17 protein-coding genes are annotated in these 18,295 nt (G+C 52.2%); 15 read left to right on the top strand and 2 right to left on the bottom strand.

Annotation, left to right across the window (positions count from 1 at the left end; all coding sequences use genetic code 11):
- Nucleotides 1–32: 32 nt before the first annotated feature.
- The gene (gene ravA / locus AAIG26_RS17825) at nt 33–1,532 is read left to right on the top strand and encodes an ATPase RavA (RefSeq protein WP_045514638.1); all 1,500 of its coding nucleotides are present in this window, start codon (nt 33–35) and stop codon (nt 1,530–1,532) included.
- Nucleotides 1,526–2,977, top strand: coding sequence for an ATPase RavA stimulator ViaA (gene viaA / locus AAIG26_RS17820; RefSeq protein ID WP_343181135.1), 1,452 nt, complete (start codon nt 1,526–1,528; stop codon nt 2,975–2,977). The genes ravA and viaA overlap by 7 nt, the downstream gene beginning before the upstream one ends.
- Here viaA and asnA read toward each other — a convergent pair.
- Nucleotides 2,974–3,966 carry an aspartate--ammonia ligase gene (gene asnA, locus AAIG26_RS17815; RefSeq protein WP_343181134.1) on the bottom strand — a complete coding sequence of 331 codons (993 nt, stop codon included), beginning with the start codon at nt 3,964–3,966 and terminating at the stop codon, nt 2,974–2,976. The two genes, viaA and asnA, sit on opposite strands and share 4 nt — an antisense overlap.
- A 150-nt stretch (nt 3,967–4,116) precedes the next feature.
- On the opposite strand from asnA, the gene asnC reads away from it, so the two are divergent.
- The 13 genes from asnC (at nt 4,117) to AAIG26_RS17750 (ending at nt 15,588) form a co-directional block, all read left to right on the top strand.
- Complete coding sequence (gene asnC, locus AAIG26_RS17810) at nt 4,117–4,575, top strand: transcriptional regulator AsnC (protein ID WP_007369362.1); 459 nt, start codon at nt 4,117–4,119, stop codon at nt 4,573–4,575.
- A gap of 118 nt (nt 4,576–4,693) precedes the next feature.
- The gene (mioC, locus tag AAIG26_RS17805; protein WP_045514644.1) at nt 4,694–5,143 is read left to right on the top strand and encodes an FMN-binding protein MioC; all 450 of its coding nucleotides are present in this window, start codon (nt 4,694–4,696) and stop codon (nt 5,141–5,143) included.
- Nucleotides 5,144–5,515: 372 nt separating this feature from the next.
- A complete protein-coding gene (gene mnmG / locus AAIG26_RS17800) occupies nt 5,516–7,405 on the top strand; it encodes a tRNA uridine-5-carboxymethylaminomethyl(34) synthesis enzyme MnmG (protein ID WP_045514646.1) in 1,890 nt (629 codons plus the stop codon).
- A gap of 53 nt (nt 7,406–7,458) precedes the next feature.
- A complete protein-coding gene (rsmG, locus tag AAIG26_RS17795) occupies nt 7,459–8,082 on the top strand; it encodes a 16S rRNA (guanine(527)-N(7))-methyltransferase RsmG (protein ID WP_045514648.1) in 624 nt (207 codons plus the stop codon).
- A gap of 617 nt (nt 8,083–8,699) precedes the next feature.
- Nucleotides 8,700–9,080, top strand: coding sequence for a F0F1 ATP synthase subunit I (gene atpI / locus AAIG26_RS17790; RefSeq protein WP_343181133.1), 381 nt, complete (start codon nt 8,700–8,702; stop codon nt 9,078–9,080).
- 8 nt (nt 9,081–9,088) lie between these two features.
- Nucleotides 9,089–9,907 carry a F0F1 ATP synthase subunit A gene (atpB, locus tag AAIG26_RS17785; protein WP_020455863.1) on the top strand — a complete coding sequence of 273 codons (819 nt, stop codon included), beginning with the start codon at nt 9,089–9,091 and terminating at the stop codon, nt 9,905–9,907.
- 48 nt (nt 9,908–9,955) lie between these two features.
- Nucleotides 9,956–10,195, top strand: a complete 240-nt coding sequence (atpE, locus tag AAIG26_RS17780) for a F0F1 ATP synthase subunit C (protein ID WP_007369368.1) — start codon at nt 9,956–9,958, stop codon at nt 10,193–10,195.
- Nucleotides 10,196–10,253: 58 nt separating this feature from the next.
- Nucleotides 10,254–10,724, top strand: a complete 471-nt coding sequence (gene atpF, locus AAIG26_RS17775) for a F0F1 ATP synthase subunit B (RefSeq protein ID WP_017458044.1) — start codon at nt 10,254–10,256, stop codon at nt 10,722–10,724.
- A 13-nt stretch (nt 10,725–10,737) separates the two neighbouring features.
- A complete protein-coding gene (gene atpH, locus AAIG26_RS17770) occupies nt 10,738–11,271 on the top strand; it encodes a F0F1 ATP synthase subunit delta (RefSeq protein ID WP_017458045.1) in 534 nt (177 codons plus the stop codon).
- A gap of 12 nt (nt 11,272–11,283) precedes the next feature.
- The gene (gene atpA, locus AAIG26_RS17765; RefSeq protein WP_017458046.1) at nt 11,284–12,825 is read left to right on the top strand and encodes a F0F1 ATP synthase subunit alpha; all 1,542 of its coding nucleotides are present in this window, start codon (nt 11,284–11,286) and stop codon (nt 12,823–12,825) included.
- Between the two features lie 50 nt (nt 12,826–12,875).
- Nucleotides 12,876–13,739: a F0F1 ATP synthase subunit gamma gene (gene atpG, locus AAIG26_RS17760; protein ID WP_017458047.1), complete on the top strand. Its 864-nt coding sequence runs from the start codon at nt 12,876–12,878 to the stop codon at nt 13,737–13,739.
- A gap of 26 nt (nt 13,740–13,765) precedes the next feature.
- On the top strand, nt 13,766–15,148 hold the full coding sequence (gene atpD / locus AAIG26_RS17755; protein ID WP_017458048.1) for a F0F1 ATP synthase subunit beta: 1,383 nt from the start codon (nt 13,766–13,768) through the stop codon (nt 15,146–15,148).
- 20 nt (nt 15,149–15,168) lie between these two features.
- Nucleotides 15,169–15,588, top strand: a complete 420-nt coding sequence (locus AAIG26_RS17750) for a F0F1 ATP synthase subunit epsilon (protein WP_017458049.1) — start codon at nt 15,169–15,171, stop codon at nt 15,586–15,588.
- A gap of 336 nt (nt 15,589–15,924) precedes the next feature.
- Here the strand turns inward: AAIG26_RS17750 and AAIG26_RS17745 are convergent, their stop codons facing one another.
- Nucleotides 15,925–18,042: a right-handed parallel beta-helix repeat-containing protein gene (locus AAIG26_RS17745; protein ID WP_343181132.1), complete on the bottom strand. Its 2,118-nt coding sequence runs from the start codon at nt 18,040–18,042 to the stop codon at nt 15,925–15,927.
- Between the last annotated feature and the right edge of the window lie 253 nt (nt 18,043–18,295).

Below are 18,295 nucleotides of genomic sequence, written 5' to 3'. Positions count from 1 at the left end.
CGGATAACACGGCGAAAGGACGCAAATCTATTATGGCTCACTCACATTTATTAGCAGAAAGAATTTCCCGCTTAAGCAGCGCACTGGAAAAAGGACTCTTCGAGCGCAGCCACGCCATTCGCCTGTGTTTGCTGGCGGCACTAAGCGGTGAGAGTGTGTTTCTTCTTGGCCCGCCGGGCATAGCCAAAAGCCTGATTGCTCGCCGTCTGAAGTTTGCCTTCAAACATGCCCGCGCTTTCGAATATTTGATGACCCGTTTCTCCACACCGGAAGAGGTGTTTGGCCCGCTTTCCATTCAGGCGCTGAAAGATGAAGGCCGCTATGAGCGTTTAACCAGCGGCTATTTACCGGAAGCTGAAATTGTCTTTCTGGATGAGATCTGGAAAGCCGGTCCGGCCATTCTCAACACCCTGCTGACCGCAATTAACGAACGGCGTTTTCGCAATGGTGCCAGCGAAGAGAAAATCCCCATGCGCCTGCTGGTGGCCGCCTCAAACGAACTGCCCGAAGCGGACAGCAGCCTTGAAGCGCTGTATGACCGCATGTTGATTCGCCTGTGGCTCGACAAAGTACAGGAGAAGGGCAATTTCCGCTCGATGCTGATTAGCCAGCAGGATGAGAACGACAATCCGGTGCCAGCTGAGTTGCAAATCACCGATGAAGAGTACGCCAGCTGGCAACAGGAGATTGGCAAGGTCAAACTGCCGGATAATGTCTTTGAGCTTATTTATACGTTGCGCCAGCAGCTGGATGCGTTGCCGAGCGCGCCGTATGTTTCCGATCGTCGCTGGAAAAAGGCTATCCGCCTGTTACAGGCCAGCGCCTTTTTCAGCGGTCGCGATGCAGTCGCGCCGATTGATTTAATCCTGCTGAAAGATTGCCTGTGGCACGATGCGGAAGGCATGCGTCTGCTGGAACAGCAACTGGAAGTATTGATGACCGGGCACGCCTGGCAGCAGCAATCGATGATTGCGCAGCTCACCACAATTTCGCAGCGCCACCTGCAACTTCAGCAACAACAAAGCGACAAAACAGCACTCAAAGTGAGCCGTCAGGGCGGGATGTTCAGCCGTAAGCCGCATTATGAGTTACCCGCCGGTTTAACCGAACCGGTGTTGACCCTCCTTCTGCAACAGCCGTTAAAACTGCATGATTTGCAGGTTATCCACGTCACTATTGAACGCGGTGCGCTGGAGCAGTGGCTGGCGAAAGGCGGTGAGATCCGCGGCAAACTCAACGGCATTGGTTTTGCGCAAGTGCTGAATCTGGAAGTGGATACCAGCCTGCATCTGTTGATCCGCGACGTCAGCCTGCAAGGATCGCGTCTTGCCCTGCCCGGTGGCAGTACCACTGAAAATGTGCCGGAAGAGATCAAGCAACAACTGGAAGCACTGGACAATACCTGGCACCAGCAGCACACCCGCTTTAGCGAACAGCAAAAATGCCTGTTTATTGCCGCCGACTGGTTAGGTCGCATTGAAGCCAGCCTGCAGGATGTCAGAGCACAGATCCAACAGGCGCGGCAATGCTAACGCTGGAAACTCTGAATGTAATACTCACCATCAGTGAGGAGGCGTTAGTTGAAGAACTAATTGTCCTCCTGCTGGCTTCACCGCAACTGGCGCTGTTTTTCGAAAAATTTCCCAAACTCAAACATGCGATAACAGAAGATGTGCCGCGCTGGCGCGAGGCACTGAAAAAGCATCTGAAAGAGGCGGAAGTACCGCCGGAGCTGGCGCAAGAGGTGCTTAGCTACCAGCAAAATCAGTTGCTTTCGACTTCGCAATTTACCATTCAGTTGCCACAAATTCTGGCATTGCTGGATAAGCTGCACTCCCCTTTTGCCACCCAGGCGCGACAAATGGTCGCCGATAACCCGGTCTTCACGCCCGCGCTGCATACCCTGTTTTTGCAACGCTGGCGGCTGAACCTGGTGGTGCAAACTACCGCTTTCAACCAGCAGTTACTGGAAGAGGAGCGTGAGCAGCTGCTCAGTGAAGTGCAGGAACGCATGACGCTCAGCGGCCAGCTAGAACCGGTCCTGATCGAAAATGAAAATGCCGCAGGCAGGCTATGGGATATGAGCGCCGGGCAGCTCAAACGCGGTGATTATCAATTGATCGTGAAGTACGGTGATTTTCTCAAAGAGCAACCGGAACTACAGCAACTGGCGGAACAGCTTGGCCGCTCACGGGAAGCCAGGTCGGTGCCGCGTAAAGATGCGCCGATGGAAACCTTCCGCACCATGGTGCGCGAACCGGCAATCGTACCGGAGCAGGTTGACGGACTGCACCAGAGCGACGATATCCTGCGCTTATTGCCGCCGGAGCTGGCAACGCTGGGTATCACCGAACTGGAGTATGAGTTTTACCGGCGGCTGGTGGAAAAACAGTTGCTGACTTATCGCCTGCATGGCGATGCCTGGCGGGAAAAAGTGACGGAACGCCCGGTCGTTCACCAGGATTTTGACCAGCAACCGCGCGGCCCCTTCATTGTCTGTGTCGATACCTCCGGCTCCATGGGCGGTTTCAACGAACAGTGCGCCAAAGCGTTCTGCCTGGCGTTAATGCGCGTGGCGCTGGCGGACAAACGGCGCTGTTTTATTATGCTGTTTTCCAGCGAAGTGGTGCGCTATGAACTTACCAGTGCGCAGGGGCTGGAGCAGGCGATCCGTTTTCTCAGCCAGCGCTTTCGCGGTGGTACCGATCTGGCGAGTTGTTTTCGCGCGATCATCGAACGGATGCAGGGCGGAGAGTGGTATGACGCGGATGCAGTGGTGATTTCGGATTTCATCGCCCAGCGCCTGCCGGACGATGTCGTCAGTAAGGTAAAGGAACTCCAGCATATTCATCAACATCGCTTTCACGCGGTGGCGATGTCGTCCCACGGCAAGCCCGGCATCATGCGTATCTTCGACCATATCTGGCGCTTCGACACCGGGATGCGCAGCCGCCTGTTACGGCGCTGGCGGCGTTAAAGCAGGCCGGAAACCTGCTCGCGGACGTGCGCAGGCCACACGCCGCACTGCACTTGCCCGATGTGCGGTAATTGCAGCAGCAGCATGGTAAGGCGCGATTGACCGATGCCGCCACCGATGGTTTGTGGCATCTCACCGCGCAACAGCGCCTGGTGCCACTCCAGTTGTAAGCGATCTTCATCGCCGGTCAGCTTTAACTGGCGTTTTAAGGTGTCGGCATCGACGCGAATGCCCATCGACGACAGTTCCAGCGCGTCTTCCAGCACCGGGTTCCACACCAGAATATCGCCATTCAAACCGCTGAAACCCGCTTCCGCCGCCGTGCTCCAGTCATCATAATCCGGCGCACGCACATCATGACGCTTGCCGTCGCTAAGTTTGCCGCCAATGCCCATCAGGAACACCGCGCCCAGCTCTTTCGCGATCGCTCTCTCGCGACCTTTGGCGTCGAGATGCGGAAAGCGGCTGAGCAGCGCTTCGCTGTGTACAAAGTGGATCTGCTCTGGCAGGAACGGTGCCAGACCAAATCGCTCGCTGACGGCAGCTTCAGTCTCTTTGATCCCTGACCAGATCGCCTCTACAGTGCTTTTTAACGTGGCCAGCTTGCGTTGATCATCACCGAGTACGCGTTCCCAATCCCACTGATCCACATAGATGGAGTGAATAGAAGAAAGGCGATCTTCATCCGGGCGCAGGGCTTTCATATGCGTGTATAGCCCTTCACCGGCGCTGAAGTCGTGCTGGCCCAGCGTCTGACGTTTCCATTTAGCCAGTGAATGCACCACTTCGAAACGGGCGTCCGGTAACGTTTTCACATTGACCTGTACCGCTTTTTCGCACCCCGACAGGTTATCTTGCGTGCCATCACCCACGCGGCTAAGGATCGGCGCCTGAACTTCAATCAGCCCCAGTTTCTCCTCAAGCTGGCGAGAGAAAAAAGATTTCACGAAAGCAATCTGACGTTGTCTGGCGATGTAAGCGGTTTTCATTATGTTACTCCTGTGTCCTGTTGCTATGCATTAAGCAATAAAACATCGCAATAACTCAATAATGCACAATTAAAAAGCCGGTAACGCTTTTGATTCGTTAATACAGCAAGCTAAAATAGAAAGAATCATTATTCTTCATAAGAAAATTCTATGGAAAATTATCAGATCGATAATCTGGACCGCGGCATCCTGGATGCCTTAATGGCAAATGCGCGTACCGCCTATGCCGAGCTTGCCAAACAGTTCGGCGTCAGCCCCGGCACTATTCACGTACGCGTAGAGAAAATGAAGCAGGCAGGGATCATTACCGGTGCGCGCATTGATGTAAGCCCGAAACAACTGGGATATGACGTCTGCTGTTTTATCGGCATTATTTTGAAAAGCGCCAAAGATTACCCCTCCGCGCTGGCGAAGCTGGAAAGTCTGGAAGAGGTGACCGAGGCTTATTACACCACCGGGCACTACAGCATCTTTATTAAGGTAATGTGTCGATCCATTGACGCCCTGCAGCAGGTACTTATCAACAAGATCCAAACAATTGATGAAATTCAATCCACGGAGACGCTGATCTCCCTGCAAAACCCGATCATGCGCACGATCCGCCCTTAACCGGGCGTTTTCATCCTCAAATAATACCCGTATTGTCCACAGGTAGATCCCAGCCCATTCACAGCGTACAATGCCCCCCTATTTATCGCCGAATGGCGGGTAAAACGGAGCGGGCTTCATGGCAGACATCACTCTTATTAGCGGCAGCACCCTTGGCGGCGCGGAATATGTGGCGGAACATCTGGCGGAAAAGCTGGAAGACGCGGGTTTCAGTACCGAGACGCTGCACGGCCCGCTTTTAGAGGATCTTGCTTTGCAGGGCACCTGGCTGGTGGTGAGTTCGACCCATGGTGCGGGCGATCTGCCCGAAAACCTGCAGCCGCTTTTAGACGATTTGAACGCGCAAAAACCGGATCTCTCCCAGGTACGCTTTGGCGCTATCGGTATCGGTAGCCGCGAATATGACACGTTCTGTCAGGCGATCGAAAAACTGGAAGCTTCATTAACAGCGTGCGGAGCAAAACAGATCGGCGAAACGCTGAAGATCAACATCCTTGATCACGATATTCCGGAAGATCCAGCGGAAGAATGGCTGGGATCCTGGAAAAATTTACTCAATAACGATTAAAGATCGTGCGATCAGATGTGGATAACTATGCTTAAAAGCACTGATCAACCGGTAGTTATCCCATTAGCAACTGCAGTTCAGTTTTTGACTTGTGTATAACTAGCCATTCTGATCCCAGCTTATACGGTTCAGGATCACCGATCATTCACAGCTAATGATCCTGACTAATGACTTGATCTTAAAGTGATGATCAGGGTTATCCACAGCACCTGTCGATCCTAATAAGAGATCACAATAGAACAGATCTCTACATATAAAAGATCTTCTTTTTAATAGCCGGGATCCGATCCTTTCTCACTGGACTAAAGTTGAGTAGAATCCACGGCCCAGGCTTCAATCCAATTTCTAACCGCTCAGGCGAGGCATACCACCATGTTTTATCCGGATCCTTTTGACGTCATTATCATTGGCGGGGGTCATGCAGGCACTGAGGCCGCGATGGCCGCAGCGCGTATGGGTCAGCAGACCCTGCTGTTGACACACAATATCGACACGCTGGGGCAGATGAGCTGCAACCCGGCGATCGGCGGTATTGGGAAAGGACACCTGGTAAAAGAAGTGGATGCGCTCGGCGGGCTGATGGCGAAAGCGATCGATCAGGCGGGTATTCAGTTTAGGATACTAAACGCCAGCAAAGGCCCGGCAGTCCGTGCGACACGAGCGCAGGCAGACCGCGTGCTTTACCGTCAGGCAGTGCGCACAGCGCTTGAAAACCAACCGAACCTGATGATCTTCCAGCAGGCGGTTGAAGATCTGATCGTCGAAAACGATCGCGTTGTGGGTGCCGTGACCCAGATGGGGCTCAAATTCCGTGCGAAAGCGGTGGTGCTGACCGTAGGGACCTTCCTCGACGGTAAAATCCATATTGGTCTTGATAACTACAGCGGTGGTCGTGCGGGCGATCCGCCATCGATTCCGCTGTCGCGCCGTCTGCGCGAACTGCCGCTGCGCGTCAGCCGCTTGAAAACCGGTACACCGCCGCGTATTGACGCGCGCACTATCGATTTCAGCGTTCTGGCCCAGCAGCATGGCGATAACCCGATGCCGGTGTTCTCGTTTATGGGCAACGTCGCGCAGCATCCGCGTCAGGTGCCGTGCTATGTCACGCATACCAATGAAAAAACCCACGATGTGATCCGCAATAACCTCGATCGCAGCCCGATGTATGCCGGTGTTATCGAAGGGATCGGCCCGCGTTACTGCCCGTCGATCGAAGATAAAGTCATGCGCTTTGCCGATCGCAATCAGCACCAGATCTTCCTTGAGCCGGAAGGACTAACCTCCAACGAAATTTACCCGAACGGTATCTCCACCAGCCTGCCGTTTGATGTGCAGATGCAAATTGTGCGTTCCATGCAGGGGATGGAAAACGCGAAGATTGTTCGCCCTGGCTACGCCATTGAGTACGACTTCTTCGATCCGCGCGATCTGAAACCTACGCTTGAAAGTAAATTTATTCAGGGTCTGTTCTTTGCCGGCCAGATTAACGGCACCACCGGGTACGAAGAAGCTGCGGCCCAGGGGCTGCTGGCGGGGCTTAATGCCGCGCGCTTCTCTGCCGAAAAAGAGGGCTGGGCGCCGCGTCGCGATCAGGCTTATCTCGGTGTACTGGTGGACGATCTCTGCACCCTGGGGACAAAAGAGCCGTACCGTATGTTTACCTCCCGCGCGGAGTACCGCCTGATGCTGCGTGAAGACAATGCCGATCTGCGCCTGACGGAAGCGGGTCGTGAGCTGGGTCTGGTGGATGACGAGCGCTGGGCGCGTTTCAACGAAAAACTGGAGACTATCGAGCGTGAACGTCAGCGCCTGAAATCTCAGTGGGTATCGCCAGCCTCTGAACATGCGCCTGCGGTCAACGAACATCTGACTGCACCGTTATCGCGCGAAGCCAGCGGCGAAGATCTGCTGCGTCGTCCTGAGATGACCTACGAGCAACTGGTTCAGTTGGCGCCGTTCGCTCCGGGCCTGGACGATCAACAAGCTGCCGAGCAGGTGGAAATCCAGGTGAAATACGAGGGTTATATTGCGCGTCAGCAGGATGAGATCGAAAAACAGCAGCGCAATGAGAATACGCTGTTACCCGCAACGCTGGATTACCGCCAGGTTAACGGGCTTTCCAACGAAGTGATCGCCAAGCTTAACGATCATAAGCCGTCGTCCATTGGCCAGGCATCACGCATTTCCGGCATTACCCCGGCGGCGATCTCCATTCTGCTGGTGTGGCTGAAAAAACAAGGTATGCTGCGCCGTAGCGCCTAATCTTACTTATCTGCCCGGTTTTACCGGGCATTTTAATTCCACAGGTAACAACCGTGCTTAACAAACTCTCTCGTCTGCTCGATGAAGCAGGTATTTCGTTGTCCGATCACCAGCAACAACAACTGGTGGCTTACGTCGAACTGCTGCACAAATGGAACAAAGCGTACAACCTGACTTCCGTACGCGATCCCAACGAGATGCTGATCCGCCATATCCTCGACAGCGTTGTGGTTGCGCCTTACCTGCAAGGTTCACGCTTTATTGACGTCGGGACCGGCCCCGGATTGCCTGGCATTCCGTTGTCTATCGTATGCCCTGAATCGCATTTCACGTTGCTCGACAGCCTTGGCAAACGGGTACGGTTTTTACGCCAGGTTCAGCATGAATTGAAACTGAGCAATATCGAACCGGTGCAGAGTCGTGTCGAAGATTTCCCGGCAGAACCGCCATTTGACGGCGTTATCAGCCGCGCTTTTGCTTCGCTGAATGACATGGTGAACTGGTGCCGGCATTTGCCTGGCGAAGAAGGGCGTTTCTACGCGCTTAAAGGTTTAGTGCCGGAAGAGGAAATTGCGCTGTTACCCGCTGATTTGTGTGTAGAAACAATTGTTAAACTGCATGTTCCGCACCTGGATGGCGAGCGTCATTTAGTCGTCGTTAAAGCAAATAAAGTTTAATTTTTATCAAAAAATGTATCATTCGTGCGGTTGCCGCGATGTTAAAAAACGACATTAAAAACGGTGATACGTTCAGTTACATTTAACCGTATTTTTACCAGGATTTTTCTGACATTTAACGCTGGGAATTTTATTCACGCTTAAAATAATCAACTGTGAAAATATCAGCCCGCTAAAAATCGGCCTCGATAACCAAATATCGTTGTTAAATAATTATTAAAAATGTCAATAAATCGTTTTCATAGTAGATGTGAGTGTTTTAAAAAGAGTTGTGATAAATCGGCTTAAATATCAGAAAGATGAAAAGTATCAAATTCCTGCTGCGATAAATAAGGCGAGTGCATAAATGTTTATTTTGTGACCGAGTGCACGCTTTACCAGCAGGAATTTCGCGTTATTTGCACTTTTGCTCGAAGGTTCACAGTTTCTGCAAAAGTTTAAAAATAGCGCTTGGGAAAAATATTTAAACATTTATTCACCTTTTCGCTACTTATTGTTTGAAATCACGAGGCCGCACCGTATAATTTGACCGCTTTTTGATGCTTGACTCCGGGCCCCAAAGAACGTTTTATACGACACGCGGCATACCTCAAAGGGAGCAGGAGTTAAGAAACGCAATGTCTGTGTCGCTCTATAGTCGAAACGTTGCTCGCAGGCTTCTGCTTATTCAGTTTCTGGCAGTAATGGCAAGTGGATTGCTGTTTAGCCTCAAAGACCCCTTCTGGGGCATTTCCGCCGTGTGCGGAGGTATGGCAGTCTTACTGCCGAATATGTTGTTTATGATTTTTGCCTGGCGTCATCAGGCGCATACACCCGCTAAAGGCCGCGTGGCCTGGATCTTCGCCTTCGGTGAAGCGCTCAAGGTGTTGATGACATTCGTGTTACTGGTGGTGGCGCTGGCGGTTTTCAAGGTGGCTTTTTTGCCGCTGATAGTCACGTGGGTTTCGGTGCTGGTAGTTCAGATACTGGCACCTGCTGTAATTAACAACAAAGGGTAAGAGGCATCATGTCTGCAGGAGAATACTCAACACCGCAGGAGTACATCGGTCACCATCTGAATAACCTTCAGATTGACCTGCGTACCTTCTCACTGGTGGATCCGCATAACCCCCCGGCCACTTTCTGGACGCTGAATATCGACTCCATGTTTTTCTCAGTGGTTCTGGGTCTGTTGTTCCTGGTGATGTTCCGTAGCGTAGCGAAAAAAGCCACCAGCGGTGTCCCGGGGAAATTCCAGACGGCGATTGAGCTGGTGATTGGTTTTGTTCATGGTAGCGTCAAAGACATGTACCACGGCAAAAGCAAGCTTATCGCACCACTGGCCCTGACGATCTTCGTCTGGGTATTCCTGATGAACCTGATGGATCTTTTGCCTATCGACTTCCTTCCGTGGATTGGCGAGCACGTCCTGGGTCTGCCTGCACTGCGCGTGGTGCCGTCTGCTGACGTCAACATCACCCTGTCGATGGCGCTGGGCGTATTTATCCTGATTCTGTTCTACAGCATCAAAATGAAGGGTATTGGCGGTTTCGCTAAAGAGCTGACTCTCCAGCCGTTCAACCATCCGGTATTTATTCCGGTAAACCTTATCCTTGAGGGCGTGAGCCTGCTGTCCAAACCGGTTTCACTCGGTCTGCGACTGTTCGGCAACATGTACGCGGGTGAGTTGATTTTCATTCTGATCGCGGGTCTTCTGCCGTGGTGGTCACAGTGGGTTCTGAATGTGCCGTGGGCCATTTTCCACATCCTGATTATTACGCTGCAAGCCTTTATCTTCATGGTTCTGACGATTGTCTATCTGTCGATGGCATCCGAAGAGCATTGATTTTTAACAACACTACTACGTTTTAACTGAAACAAACTGGAGACTGTCATGGAAAACCTGAATATGGATCTGCTGTACTTGGCTGCCGCTGTGATGATGGGTCTGGCGGCAATCGGTGCTGCGATCGGTATCGGCATCCTCGGGGGTAAATTCCTGGAAGGCGCTGCGCGTCAGCCGGATCTGATTCCTCTGCTGCGTACTCAGTTCTTTATCGTTATGGGTCTGGTGGATGCTATCCCGATGATCGCTGTGGGTCTGGGTCTGTACGTGATGTTTGCTGTCGCGTAGTAAGGGTTGCTTTTCAAGCAATTGTTTAGAACGTTAACCAGATAAGAGGCATTGTGCTGTGAATCTAAACGCAACAATCCTCGGCCAGGCCATCGCGTTTGTCCTGTTCGTTCTGTTCTGCATGAAGTACGTATGGCCGCCGTTAATGGCTGCCATCGAAAAACGTCAGAAAGAAATTGCTGACGGTCTTGCTTCCGCAGAACGAGCTAAAAAGGACCTTGACCTTGCACAGGCCAATGCGACCGACCAGCTGAAAAAAGCGAAAGCTGAAGCTCAGGTAATCATTGAACAGGCGAACAAACGTCGTTCTCAGATCCTGGACGAAGCGAAAGCAGAAGCCGAGCAGGAACGTACCAAAATCGTGGCGCAGGCGCAGGCGGAAATTGACGCCGAACGCAAACGCGCCCGCGAAGAGCTGCGTAAGCAAGTGGCTCTGCTGGCAGTAGCCGGCGCCGAGAAAATCATCGAGCGTTCCGTGGATGAAGCTGCTAACAGCGACATCGTGAATAAACTGGTCGCTGAACTGTAAGGAGGAGGGGCTGATGTCTGAATTTGTAACGGTAGCTCGCCCCTACGCCAAAGCAGCTTTTGACTTTGCCGTCGAAACTCAGAGCGTTGACCGCTGGCAGGATATGCTGGCGTTCGCCGCCGAGGTGACGAAAAATGAAGACATGGCAGAGCTTATCTCCGGCGCGTTAGCACCGGAAACGCTCGCTAAGTCGTTTATCGCAGTTTGTGGGGAGCAACTTGACGACAAAGGTCAGAACCTGATCCGGGTAATGGCTGAAAATGGTCGAATCAAAGTGCTTCCTGATGTTCTTGAGCAGTTTATTCAGTTACGCGCAGCCAGCGAGGCTATCGCAGAAGTCGAAGTGACTTCCGCGTCCGCACTGAGTGAAGAACAGCTTTCGAAGATCCGCGCCGCGATGGAAAAACGTCTGTCACGCAAAGTGAAGCTGAATTGCAATATCGATAAGTCTGTAATGGCAGGCGTAATCATCCGTGCGGGTGATATGGTCATTGATGGCAGCGTACGCGGCCGTCTTGAACGCCTTGCAGACGTCTTGCAGTCTTAAGGGGACTGGAGCATGCAACTGAATTCCACCGAAATCAGCGAACTGATCAAGCAGCGCATTGCTCAGTTCAGTGTTGTGAGCGAAGCTCACAACGAAGGTACTATTGTTTCTGTAAGTGACGGTGTTATCCGCATCCACGGCCTGGCCGACTGTATGCAGGGCGAGATGATTTCTCTGCCGGGTAACCGTTACGCTATCGCACTGAACCTGGAGCGCGACTCCGTAGGTGCAGTTGTGATGGGTCCGTACGCTGACCTCGCCGAAGGCATGAAGGTGAAGTGTACTGGCCGTATTCTGGAAGTTCCGGTTGGCCGTGGCCTGCTTGGCCGTGTGGTCAACACCCTGGGCGCGCCGATCGACGGGAAAGGTCCGGTTGATAACGATGGCTTCTCGCCAATCGAAGTTATCGCCCCGGGCGTTATCGATCGTCAGTCCGTCGATCAGCCGGTTCAGACGGGTTATAAATCCGTTGACGCCATGATCCCTATCGGTCGTGGTCAGCGTGAATTGATCATCGGTGACCGTCAGACCGGTAAAACCGCGATGGCAATCGATGCGATCATCAACCAGCGCGATTCCGGCATCAAATGCGTATACGTCGCTATCGGCCAGAAAGCCTCTACCATTGCTAACGTGGTACGTAAGCTGGAAGAGCACGGCGCACTGTCCAACACCATCGTTGTTGTGGCAACCGCTTCTGAATCTGCTGCACTGCAATACCTGGCGCCGTATGCCGGTTGCGCAATGGGCGAATACTTCCGCGACCGCGGCGAAGATGCGCTGATCGTATACGATGACCTGTCCAAACAGGCAGTCGCTTACCGCCAGGTTTCCCTGCTGCTCCGTCGTCCGCCAGGACGTGAAGCATTCCCGGGCGACGTATTCTATCTCCACTCTCGTCTGCTGGAGCGCGCATCCCGCGTTAATGCTGAATACGTTGAAAACTTCACCAAAGGTGAAGTGAAAGGTAAAACCGGTTCTCTGACCGCACTGCCGATCATTGAAACCCAGGCGGGTGACGTTTCTGCGTTCGTTCCGACCAACGTAATTTCTATTACCGATGGTCAGATCTTCCTGGAAACCAACCTGTTTAACTCCGGTATTCGTCCGGCGGTTAACCCGGGTATCTCCGTATCTCGTGTGGGTGGTGCAGCTCAGACCAAGATCATCAAGAAACTGTCCGGTGGTATTCGTACCGCACTGGCGCAGTATCGTGAACTGGCGGCGTTCTCGCAGTTTGCGTCCGATCTGGATGAAGCGACCCGTAAACAGCTGAGCCACGGTCAGAAAGTGACCGAGCTGCTGAAACAGAAACAGTATGCCCCTATGTCTGTTGCACAACAGGGCCTGGTGCTGTTCGCAGCTGAGCGCGGTTACCTCGAAGATGTGGAACTGGCGAAAATCGGTAGCTTCGAAGCCGCTCTGTTGGCTTTCGCTGACCGTGATCACGCTCCGCTGATGCAAGAGATCAACCAGTCCGGTGGCTATAACGACGAAATCGAAGGCAAGCTGAAAGGCCTCCTCGATTCCTTCAAAGCAACCCAATCCTGGTAACGTCTGGCGGCTTGTCTTAGGGCAGGCCGCAAGGCATTGAGGAGAAGCTCATGGCCGGCGCAAAAGAGATACGTAGTAAGATCGCAAGCGTCCAGAACACGCAGAAGATCACTAAAGCGATGGAGATGGTCGCCGCTTCCAAAATGCGTAAATCGCAGGATCGCATGGCGTCCAGCCGTCCTTATGCAGATACCATGCGCAAAGTGATTGGTCACCTTGCAAACGGTAATCTGGAATATAAGCACCCCTATCTGGAAGAACGCGACGTTAAACGCGTGGGCTACCTGGTGGTGTCGACCGACCGTGGTCTGTGCGGTGGTTTGAACATTAACCTGTTCAAAAAACTGCTGGCGGATATGAAAGCGTGGTCCGATAAAGGCGTTCAGAGCGAACTCGCGATGATCGGCTCTAAAGGCGTCTCTTTCTTTAATTCCGTAGGTGGCAACGTTGTCGCTCAGGTGACTGGTATGGGTGATAACCCATCCTTGTCAGAGCTGATCGGCCCGGTAAAAGTAATGTTGCAAGCCTACGACGAAGGTCGTCTCGACAAGCTTTATATTGTTAGCAACAAATTTATCAACACCATGTCTCAGGTACCGACCATCACTCAGCTGCTGCCGTTACCGGCTGCAGAAGATGAAGAGTTGAAGCGTAAATCCTGGGATTATCTGTATGAACCTGATCCAAAAGCGCTGCTGGATACTCTCCTGCGTCGTTATGTTGAATCTCAGGTTTACCAGGGTGTTGTGGAAAACCTGGCCAGCGAGCAGGCCGCACGTATGGTGGCGATGAAAGCCGCGACCGACAATGGCGGCAGCCTGATTAAAGAGCTGCAGTTGGTATACAACAAAGCTCGTCAGGCCAGCATTACTCAGGAACTCACCGAAATCGTCGGTGGTGCATCCGCGGTATAACCAGGTTAATTCGTAGAGGATTCATGATGGCTACTGGAAAAATTGTCCAGGTAATCGGCGCCGTAGTTGACGTCGAATTCCCTCAGGATGCCGTACCGCGCGTGTACGATGCTCTTGAGGTTAAAAATGGTAACGAGACGCTGGTGCTGGAAGTTCAGCAGCAGCTCGGCGGCGGTATCGTACGTACCATCGCCATGGGTTCTTCTGACGGTCTGCGTCGTGGTCTGGAAGTTAATGACCTTGCGCACCCGATCGAAGTCCCGGTAGGTAAAGCTACACTGGGTCGTATCATGAACGTGCTCGGTCAGCCGATCGACATGAAAGGCGACATCGGTGAAGAAGAGCGTTGGGCGATTCACCGCGCGGCACCTTCCTATGAAGAGCTCTCCAGCTCTCAGGAACTGCTGGAAACCGGCATCAAAGTTATCGACCTGATGTGTCCGTTCGCCAAGGGCGGTAAAGTCGGTCTGTTTGGTGGTGCGGGCGTAGGTAAAACCGTAAACATGATGGAGCTGATCCGTAACATCGCGATCGAGCACTCCGGTTACTCTGTTTTTGCGGGCGTGGGTGAACGTACTCGTGAGGGTAACGACTTCTACCATGAAATGACCGACTCCAACGTTCTGGATAAAGTATCCCTGGTTTACGGCCAGATGAACGAGCCGCCGGGAAACCGTCTGCGCGTTGCGCTGACCGGCCTGACCATGGCTGAGAAGTTCCGTGACGAAGGTCGTGACGTTCTGTTGTTCGTCGACAACATCTACCGTTATACCCTTGCCGGTACTGAAGTATCCGCACTGCTGGGCCGTATGCCGTCAGCGGTAGGTTACCAGCCGACGCTGGCGGAAGAGATGGGTGTTCTGCAGGAACGTATCACCTCTACCAAAACCGGTTCTATCACCTCCGTTCAGGCGGTATACGTACCTGCGGATGACTTGACTGACCCGTCACCAGCCACGACCTTTGCGCACCTTGACGCAACCGTGGTACTGAGCCGTCAGATCGCGTCTCTGGGTATCTACCCGGCCGTTGACCCGCTGGATTCCACCAGCCGTCAGCTGGATCCGCTGGTTGTTGGTCAGGAACACTACGACACCGCGCGTGGCGTACAGTCTCTGCTGCAACGTTATCAGGAACTGAAAGACATCATCGCCATCCTCGGTATGGATGAGCTGTCTGAAGAAGACAAACTGGTGGTAGCTCGCGCACGTAAGATCCAGCGCTTCCTGTCCCAGCCGTTCTTCGTAGCGGAAGTATTTACCGGTTCTCCGGGCAAATACGTCTCCCTGAAAGACACCATCCGTGGCTTTAAAGGCATTATGGAAGGCGAATACGATCACCTGCCGGAGCAGGCGTTCTACATGGTTGGTTCCATCGAAGAAGCAGTGGAAAAAGCCAAAAAACTTTAACGCCTTAATCGGAGGGTGATATGGCAATGACTTACCACCTGGACGTCGTCAGCGCAGAGCAACAAATGTTCTCTGGTCTGGTCGAAAAAATCCAGGTAACGGGGAGTGAAGGTGAACTGGGTATTTTCCCGGGTCACGCACCGCTGCTCACCGCCATTAAGCCTGGTATGATCCGCATCGTAAAACAGTTCGGTCATGAAGAGTTTATCTATCTGTCCGGCGGCATTCTTGAAGTGCAACCGAGCAGCGTGACCGTTCTGGCTGATACCGCTATTCGTGGCCAGGATCTCGACGAAGCGCGAGCCCTGGAATCGAAGCGTAAAGCAGAAGAGCACATTAATAGCTCTCACGGTGACGTGGATTACGCTCAGGCGTCTGCGGAGCTGGCGAAAGCCATCGCGAAACTGCGTGTTATCGAGTTGACCAAAAAAGCGATGTAACACCGGCTTGAACGTTAAAAAGCCAGTCTGGTTTCCAGGCTGGCTTTTTTTATGGCTGCGTTCCAGTAAATATGAAACTGAAAATGTGTTTTATTATTTTGTGATGCATATCACAAAAATGTTGAACGGTTAAAAAATGAGGCGTAGACTCTTTTTTGTGAAGTTCATCACAGAAAATAACCTTCAGTCAAAGCAGGAAACCATTATGAAACTGATCAACAAAATCATCGCTCTCTTCAGCAACATGAACATCTCTTTCGGTACGTTCAATCATTAATTGCTGATATGCCGAGTGGCGCCACGCTTACCGTTGTGTGATAAGCGAGCGCCATCTGGCTACATCTTCAGTTCCGCCAGCACCGCCCCACTATCCAGCACTTTCCCCTTGTTGTTCACGCTCTGCCCTTTCTCAATAAAATAATTCGTCTCATCAATATTTCCGACCACCGCATCGTCATAGCGGCCCGGCGCACTGCGCACTGATTTGTTGTGGGTAAATTTCCCCTGAGTGGAAGTATCACCATAGGGGCTTGGGCGAAAAATAAAGTTAAAGCGTTGATTATCCGCAGCGATATTGTTCTCTACCACCAGCGCACCAGGATTAAAATTGTCGGTGAAACCGTCCAGATGGTTAGCAATCGCTTTACTGTTCCGCACCTGATGCGCCACTGGCTGCCCTTCTCCCCCCAGTTTGAAACCGTTGCTGGTATTGTTGCTGGCAATAGAATTCTCTATCACCACAACACCGTTGCCGCCGTCCTCAATCTTATTAAACAAATCAAAGCCGTCATCAATATTGTCATGGGAGTAGCATCTCTCCAGGCGGTTACCGTCACCGACGCGCATCTTCACCGCGAAGCCGTCAGCGTTGATTTTACCCGGATCTTCATTCCCCCAGGATTCAGCATCGATCACGCGGTTATGGCTCGCCCACAGTGCGCGGCCAATGTTTTCCGGTGAGGAGATCTGAATGCCGGTATCGTCATTACGCCAGGCTACCACTTTTTCGATCACGTTATGGCTACCCTGCACGCGCAGGCTCTTGTCGGTAACGCCAATACCTTTGATATGCCAGTAACTGGCATCAACCAGTAAACCGTGGATCACCGCTTTGCCATCGGCTTGCAGCGTTTTTGGTTTATCACGCGAGCCGCTGGCGGTGAGCGGGATCTCTGCCCGGGCATAATCTCCGGCTTTCAGGTTAATTGTCCCGCCTGGCGGCAACAGAGATATAGCGGTTGGCAAATCCAGTGGTGATGCAGCGGTACCTTCACCATCCACTTTACCATCGGCTGCGGCATACAGAGTAGAAGCCATGGTTCCGGCAACCCTTTCGACAGCGAACGTCTGCGAAATGGGCGTTATCTCTTTACCGCTTGTTGGTGTAAAGGTCAGTGCAAAGGTGTTTTCTGCCGCCAGGTGAGTTGGCAGGGTATACATTTCACCCGCTTTCACCGGTTTTTCATTACCGATCACCACTTCGTTCTGCCGCACGCTAAACAAGCCATCATAATTAGCGCGTGCCTGCACCGTGTAGGCTTCGCCAATGCTCTGGGCGGGAGAGGCTATTTGTACGACAACCGGCAACGGCTTAGCCTGCCAGGGCTTAGAATCAATAGTCTGGGCTTTGCTGGTGGTTAATGTGGCATCGCTGACCACAATTTTGGCGTTACGCGAGGCAAAAAACCCCACGTAATAGTGGTCTTTATTTTGCACCGAAATCAAATCGGCGCGCGGTACGCTGCGGCTGACCCATTTATCACTCCCCTGCGGCGCCCATGCGCTGATAAAACCGTCGTTGGTACGTTCTAGTTTCAGGCGAAAGGTTGGCGTCTGGCGAAGATCAATCTCTTCCTGATAACTCTGTTTCGAGATAGTGGCACCGGCATTCCCCCACGGCTGGCTAATCCCCTCGCGGGTAATCGCTTGCATCTTCACGCGGAAATTATCTTTTTTATCCTGCGTCATAATGGCGTTCATCACCATATTTGATGCCGCCGGAAACTCTTCATAACCCTCTTTCAGCGGCTGCTGGCGCGGAGTACCAATCATATCTCGTACCAGCAAACCTGCACCTTCCTGCGCGGCGGGTTTTGCTCCGTTTTCAGGACCGAACTGTTCAACGGTAATGGTTGCCTGTAAGACAAAATTTTCGTTACCAGGAAGTCGGGTATAAAAAAACGTCAGGCCGTCGTGAGAATTGGCAATTTTGCCGCCACGGCTTTCAATAGTGATCGGATTTGTTAACGTTGCTTCATCCGCAACAGAGAGCTTTTTACCGGCGATGGTGACATCATTGACGCCTATTTTTTCCGGTAACACATTCGATGAGAAATTCATGTCGGTAGATTGCCCAAAAGCAATTGCTTTCCAGACAGGGGCTGTTGCAGCCAACGCAGGAACGGAAATAAGTGAACTGCAAATCGTGAGGGCCAGAGGTATTTTATAATTCATTTTATTCTCCTGATTGATAATTGCCTGCCATTATCATCAAGATGAAACGGTGTTTCTTTTTTGTACGTCACACTCTTTGATAATTAAAACGCCGTTTTGTTTCTGTGCGATCTTTATTCAGGATGAGAATAATGGCTAACTCATTGTATGAATTAGCACCAGCGGGAAATGGCGCTATTTTTCAGCGGCAAACTGATTTACTCTGCGCACCAAATAGTCTTCAAATGGCCTGAAATAGCGGAACTTGAGCGTT

This window comes from Kosakonia sp. PSU_27 (genome assembly GCF_039409795.1).
Taxonomy (GTDB): Bacteria; Pseudomonadota; Gammaproteobacteria; order Enterobacterales; family Enterobacteriaceae; genus Kosakonia.
Note: the sequence above shows the minus strand (reverse complement) of the source record. Positions and strands in the feature narration are given on the sequence as shown.

What these genes read in the sequence shown, in the direction of transcription:
- ravA (WP_045514638.1), top strand. Translation starts at nt 33, where the DNA reads ATGGCTCACTCACATTTATTAGCAGAAAGAATTTCCCGCTTAAGCAGC.
- viaA (WP_343181135.1), top strand. Translation starts at nt 1,526, where the DNA reads ATGCTAACGCTGGAAACTCTGAATGTAATACTCACCATCAGTGAGGAG.
- asnA (WP_343181134.1), bottom strand. Translation starts at nt 3,966, where the DNA reads ATGAAAACCGCTTACATCGCCAGACAACGTCAGATTGCTTTCGTGAAA.
- asnC (WP_007369362.1), top strand. Translation starts at nt 4,117, where the DNA reads ATGGAAAATTATCAGATCGATAATCTGGACCGCGGCATCCTGGATGCC.
- mioC (WP_045514644.1), top strand. Translation starts at nt 4,694, where the DNA reads ATGGCAGACATCACTCTTATTAGCGGCAGCACCCTTGGCGGCGCGGAA.
- mnmG (WP_045514646.1), top strand. Translation starts at nt 5,516, where the DNA reads ATGTTTTATCCGGATCCTTTTGACGTCATTATCATTGGCGGGGGTCAT.
- atpI (WP_343181133.1), top strand. Translation starts at nt 8,700, where the DNA reads ATGTCTGTGTCGCTCTATAGTCGAAACGTTGCTCGCAGGCTTCTGCTT.
- atpB (WP_020455863.1), top strand. Translation starts at nt 9,089, where the DNA reads ATGTCTGCAGGAGAATACTCAACACCGCAGGAGTACATCGGTCACCAT.
- atpE (WP_007369368.1), top strand. Translation starts at nt 9,956, where the DNA reads ATGGAAAACCTGAATATGGATCTGCTGTACTTGGCTGCCGCTGTGATG.
- atpH (WP_017458045.1), top strand. Translation starts at nt 10,738, where the DNA reads ATGTCTGAATTTGTAACGGTAGCTCGCCCCTACGCCAAAGCAGCTTTT.
- atpA (WP_017458046.1), top strand. Translation starts at nt 11,284, where the DNA reads ATGCAACTGAATTCCACCGAAATCAGCGAACTGATCAAGCAGCGCATT.
- atpG (WP_017458047.1), top strand. Translation starts at nt 12,876, where the DNA reads ATGGCCGGCGCAAAAGAGATACGTAGTAAGATCGCAAGCGTCCAGAAC.
- atpD (WP_017458048.1), top strand. Translation starts at nt 13,766, where the DNA reads ATGGCTACTGGAAAAATTGTCCAGGTAATCGGCGCCGTAGTTGACGTC.
- AAIG26_RS17750 (WP_017458049.1), top strand. Translation starts at nt 15,169, where the DNA reads ATGGCAATGACTTACCACCTGGACGTCGTCAGCGCAGAGCAACAAATG.
- AAIG26_RS17745 (WP_343181132.1), bottom strand. Translation starts at nt 18,042, where the DNA reads ATGAATTATAAAATACCTCTGGCCCTCACGATTTGCAGTTCACTTATT.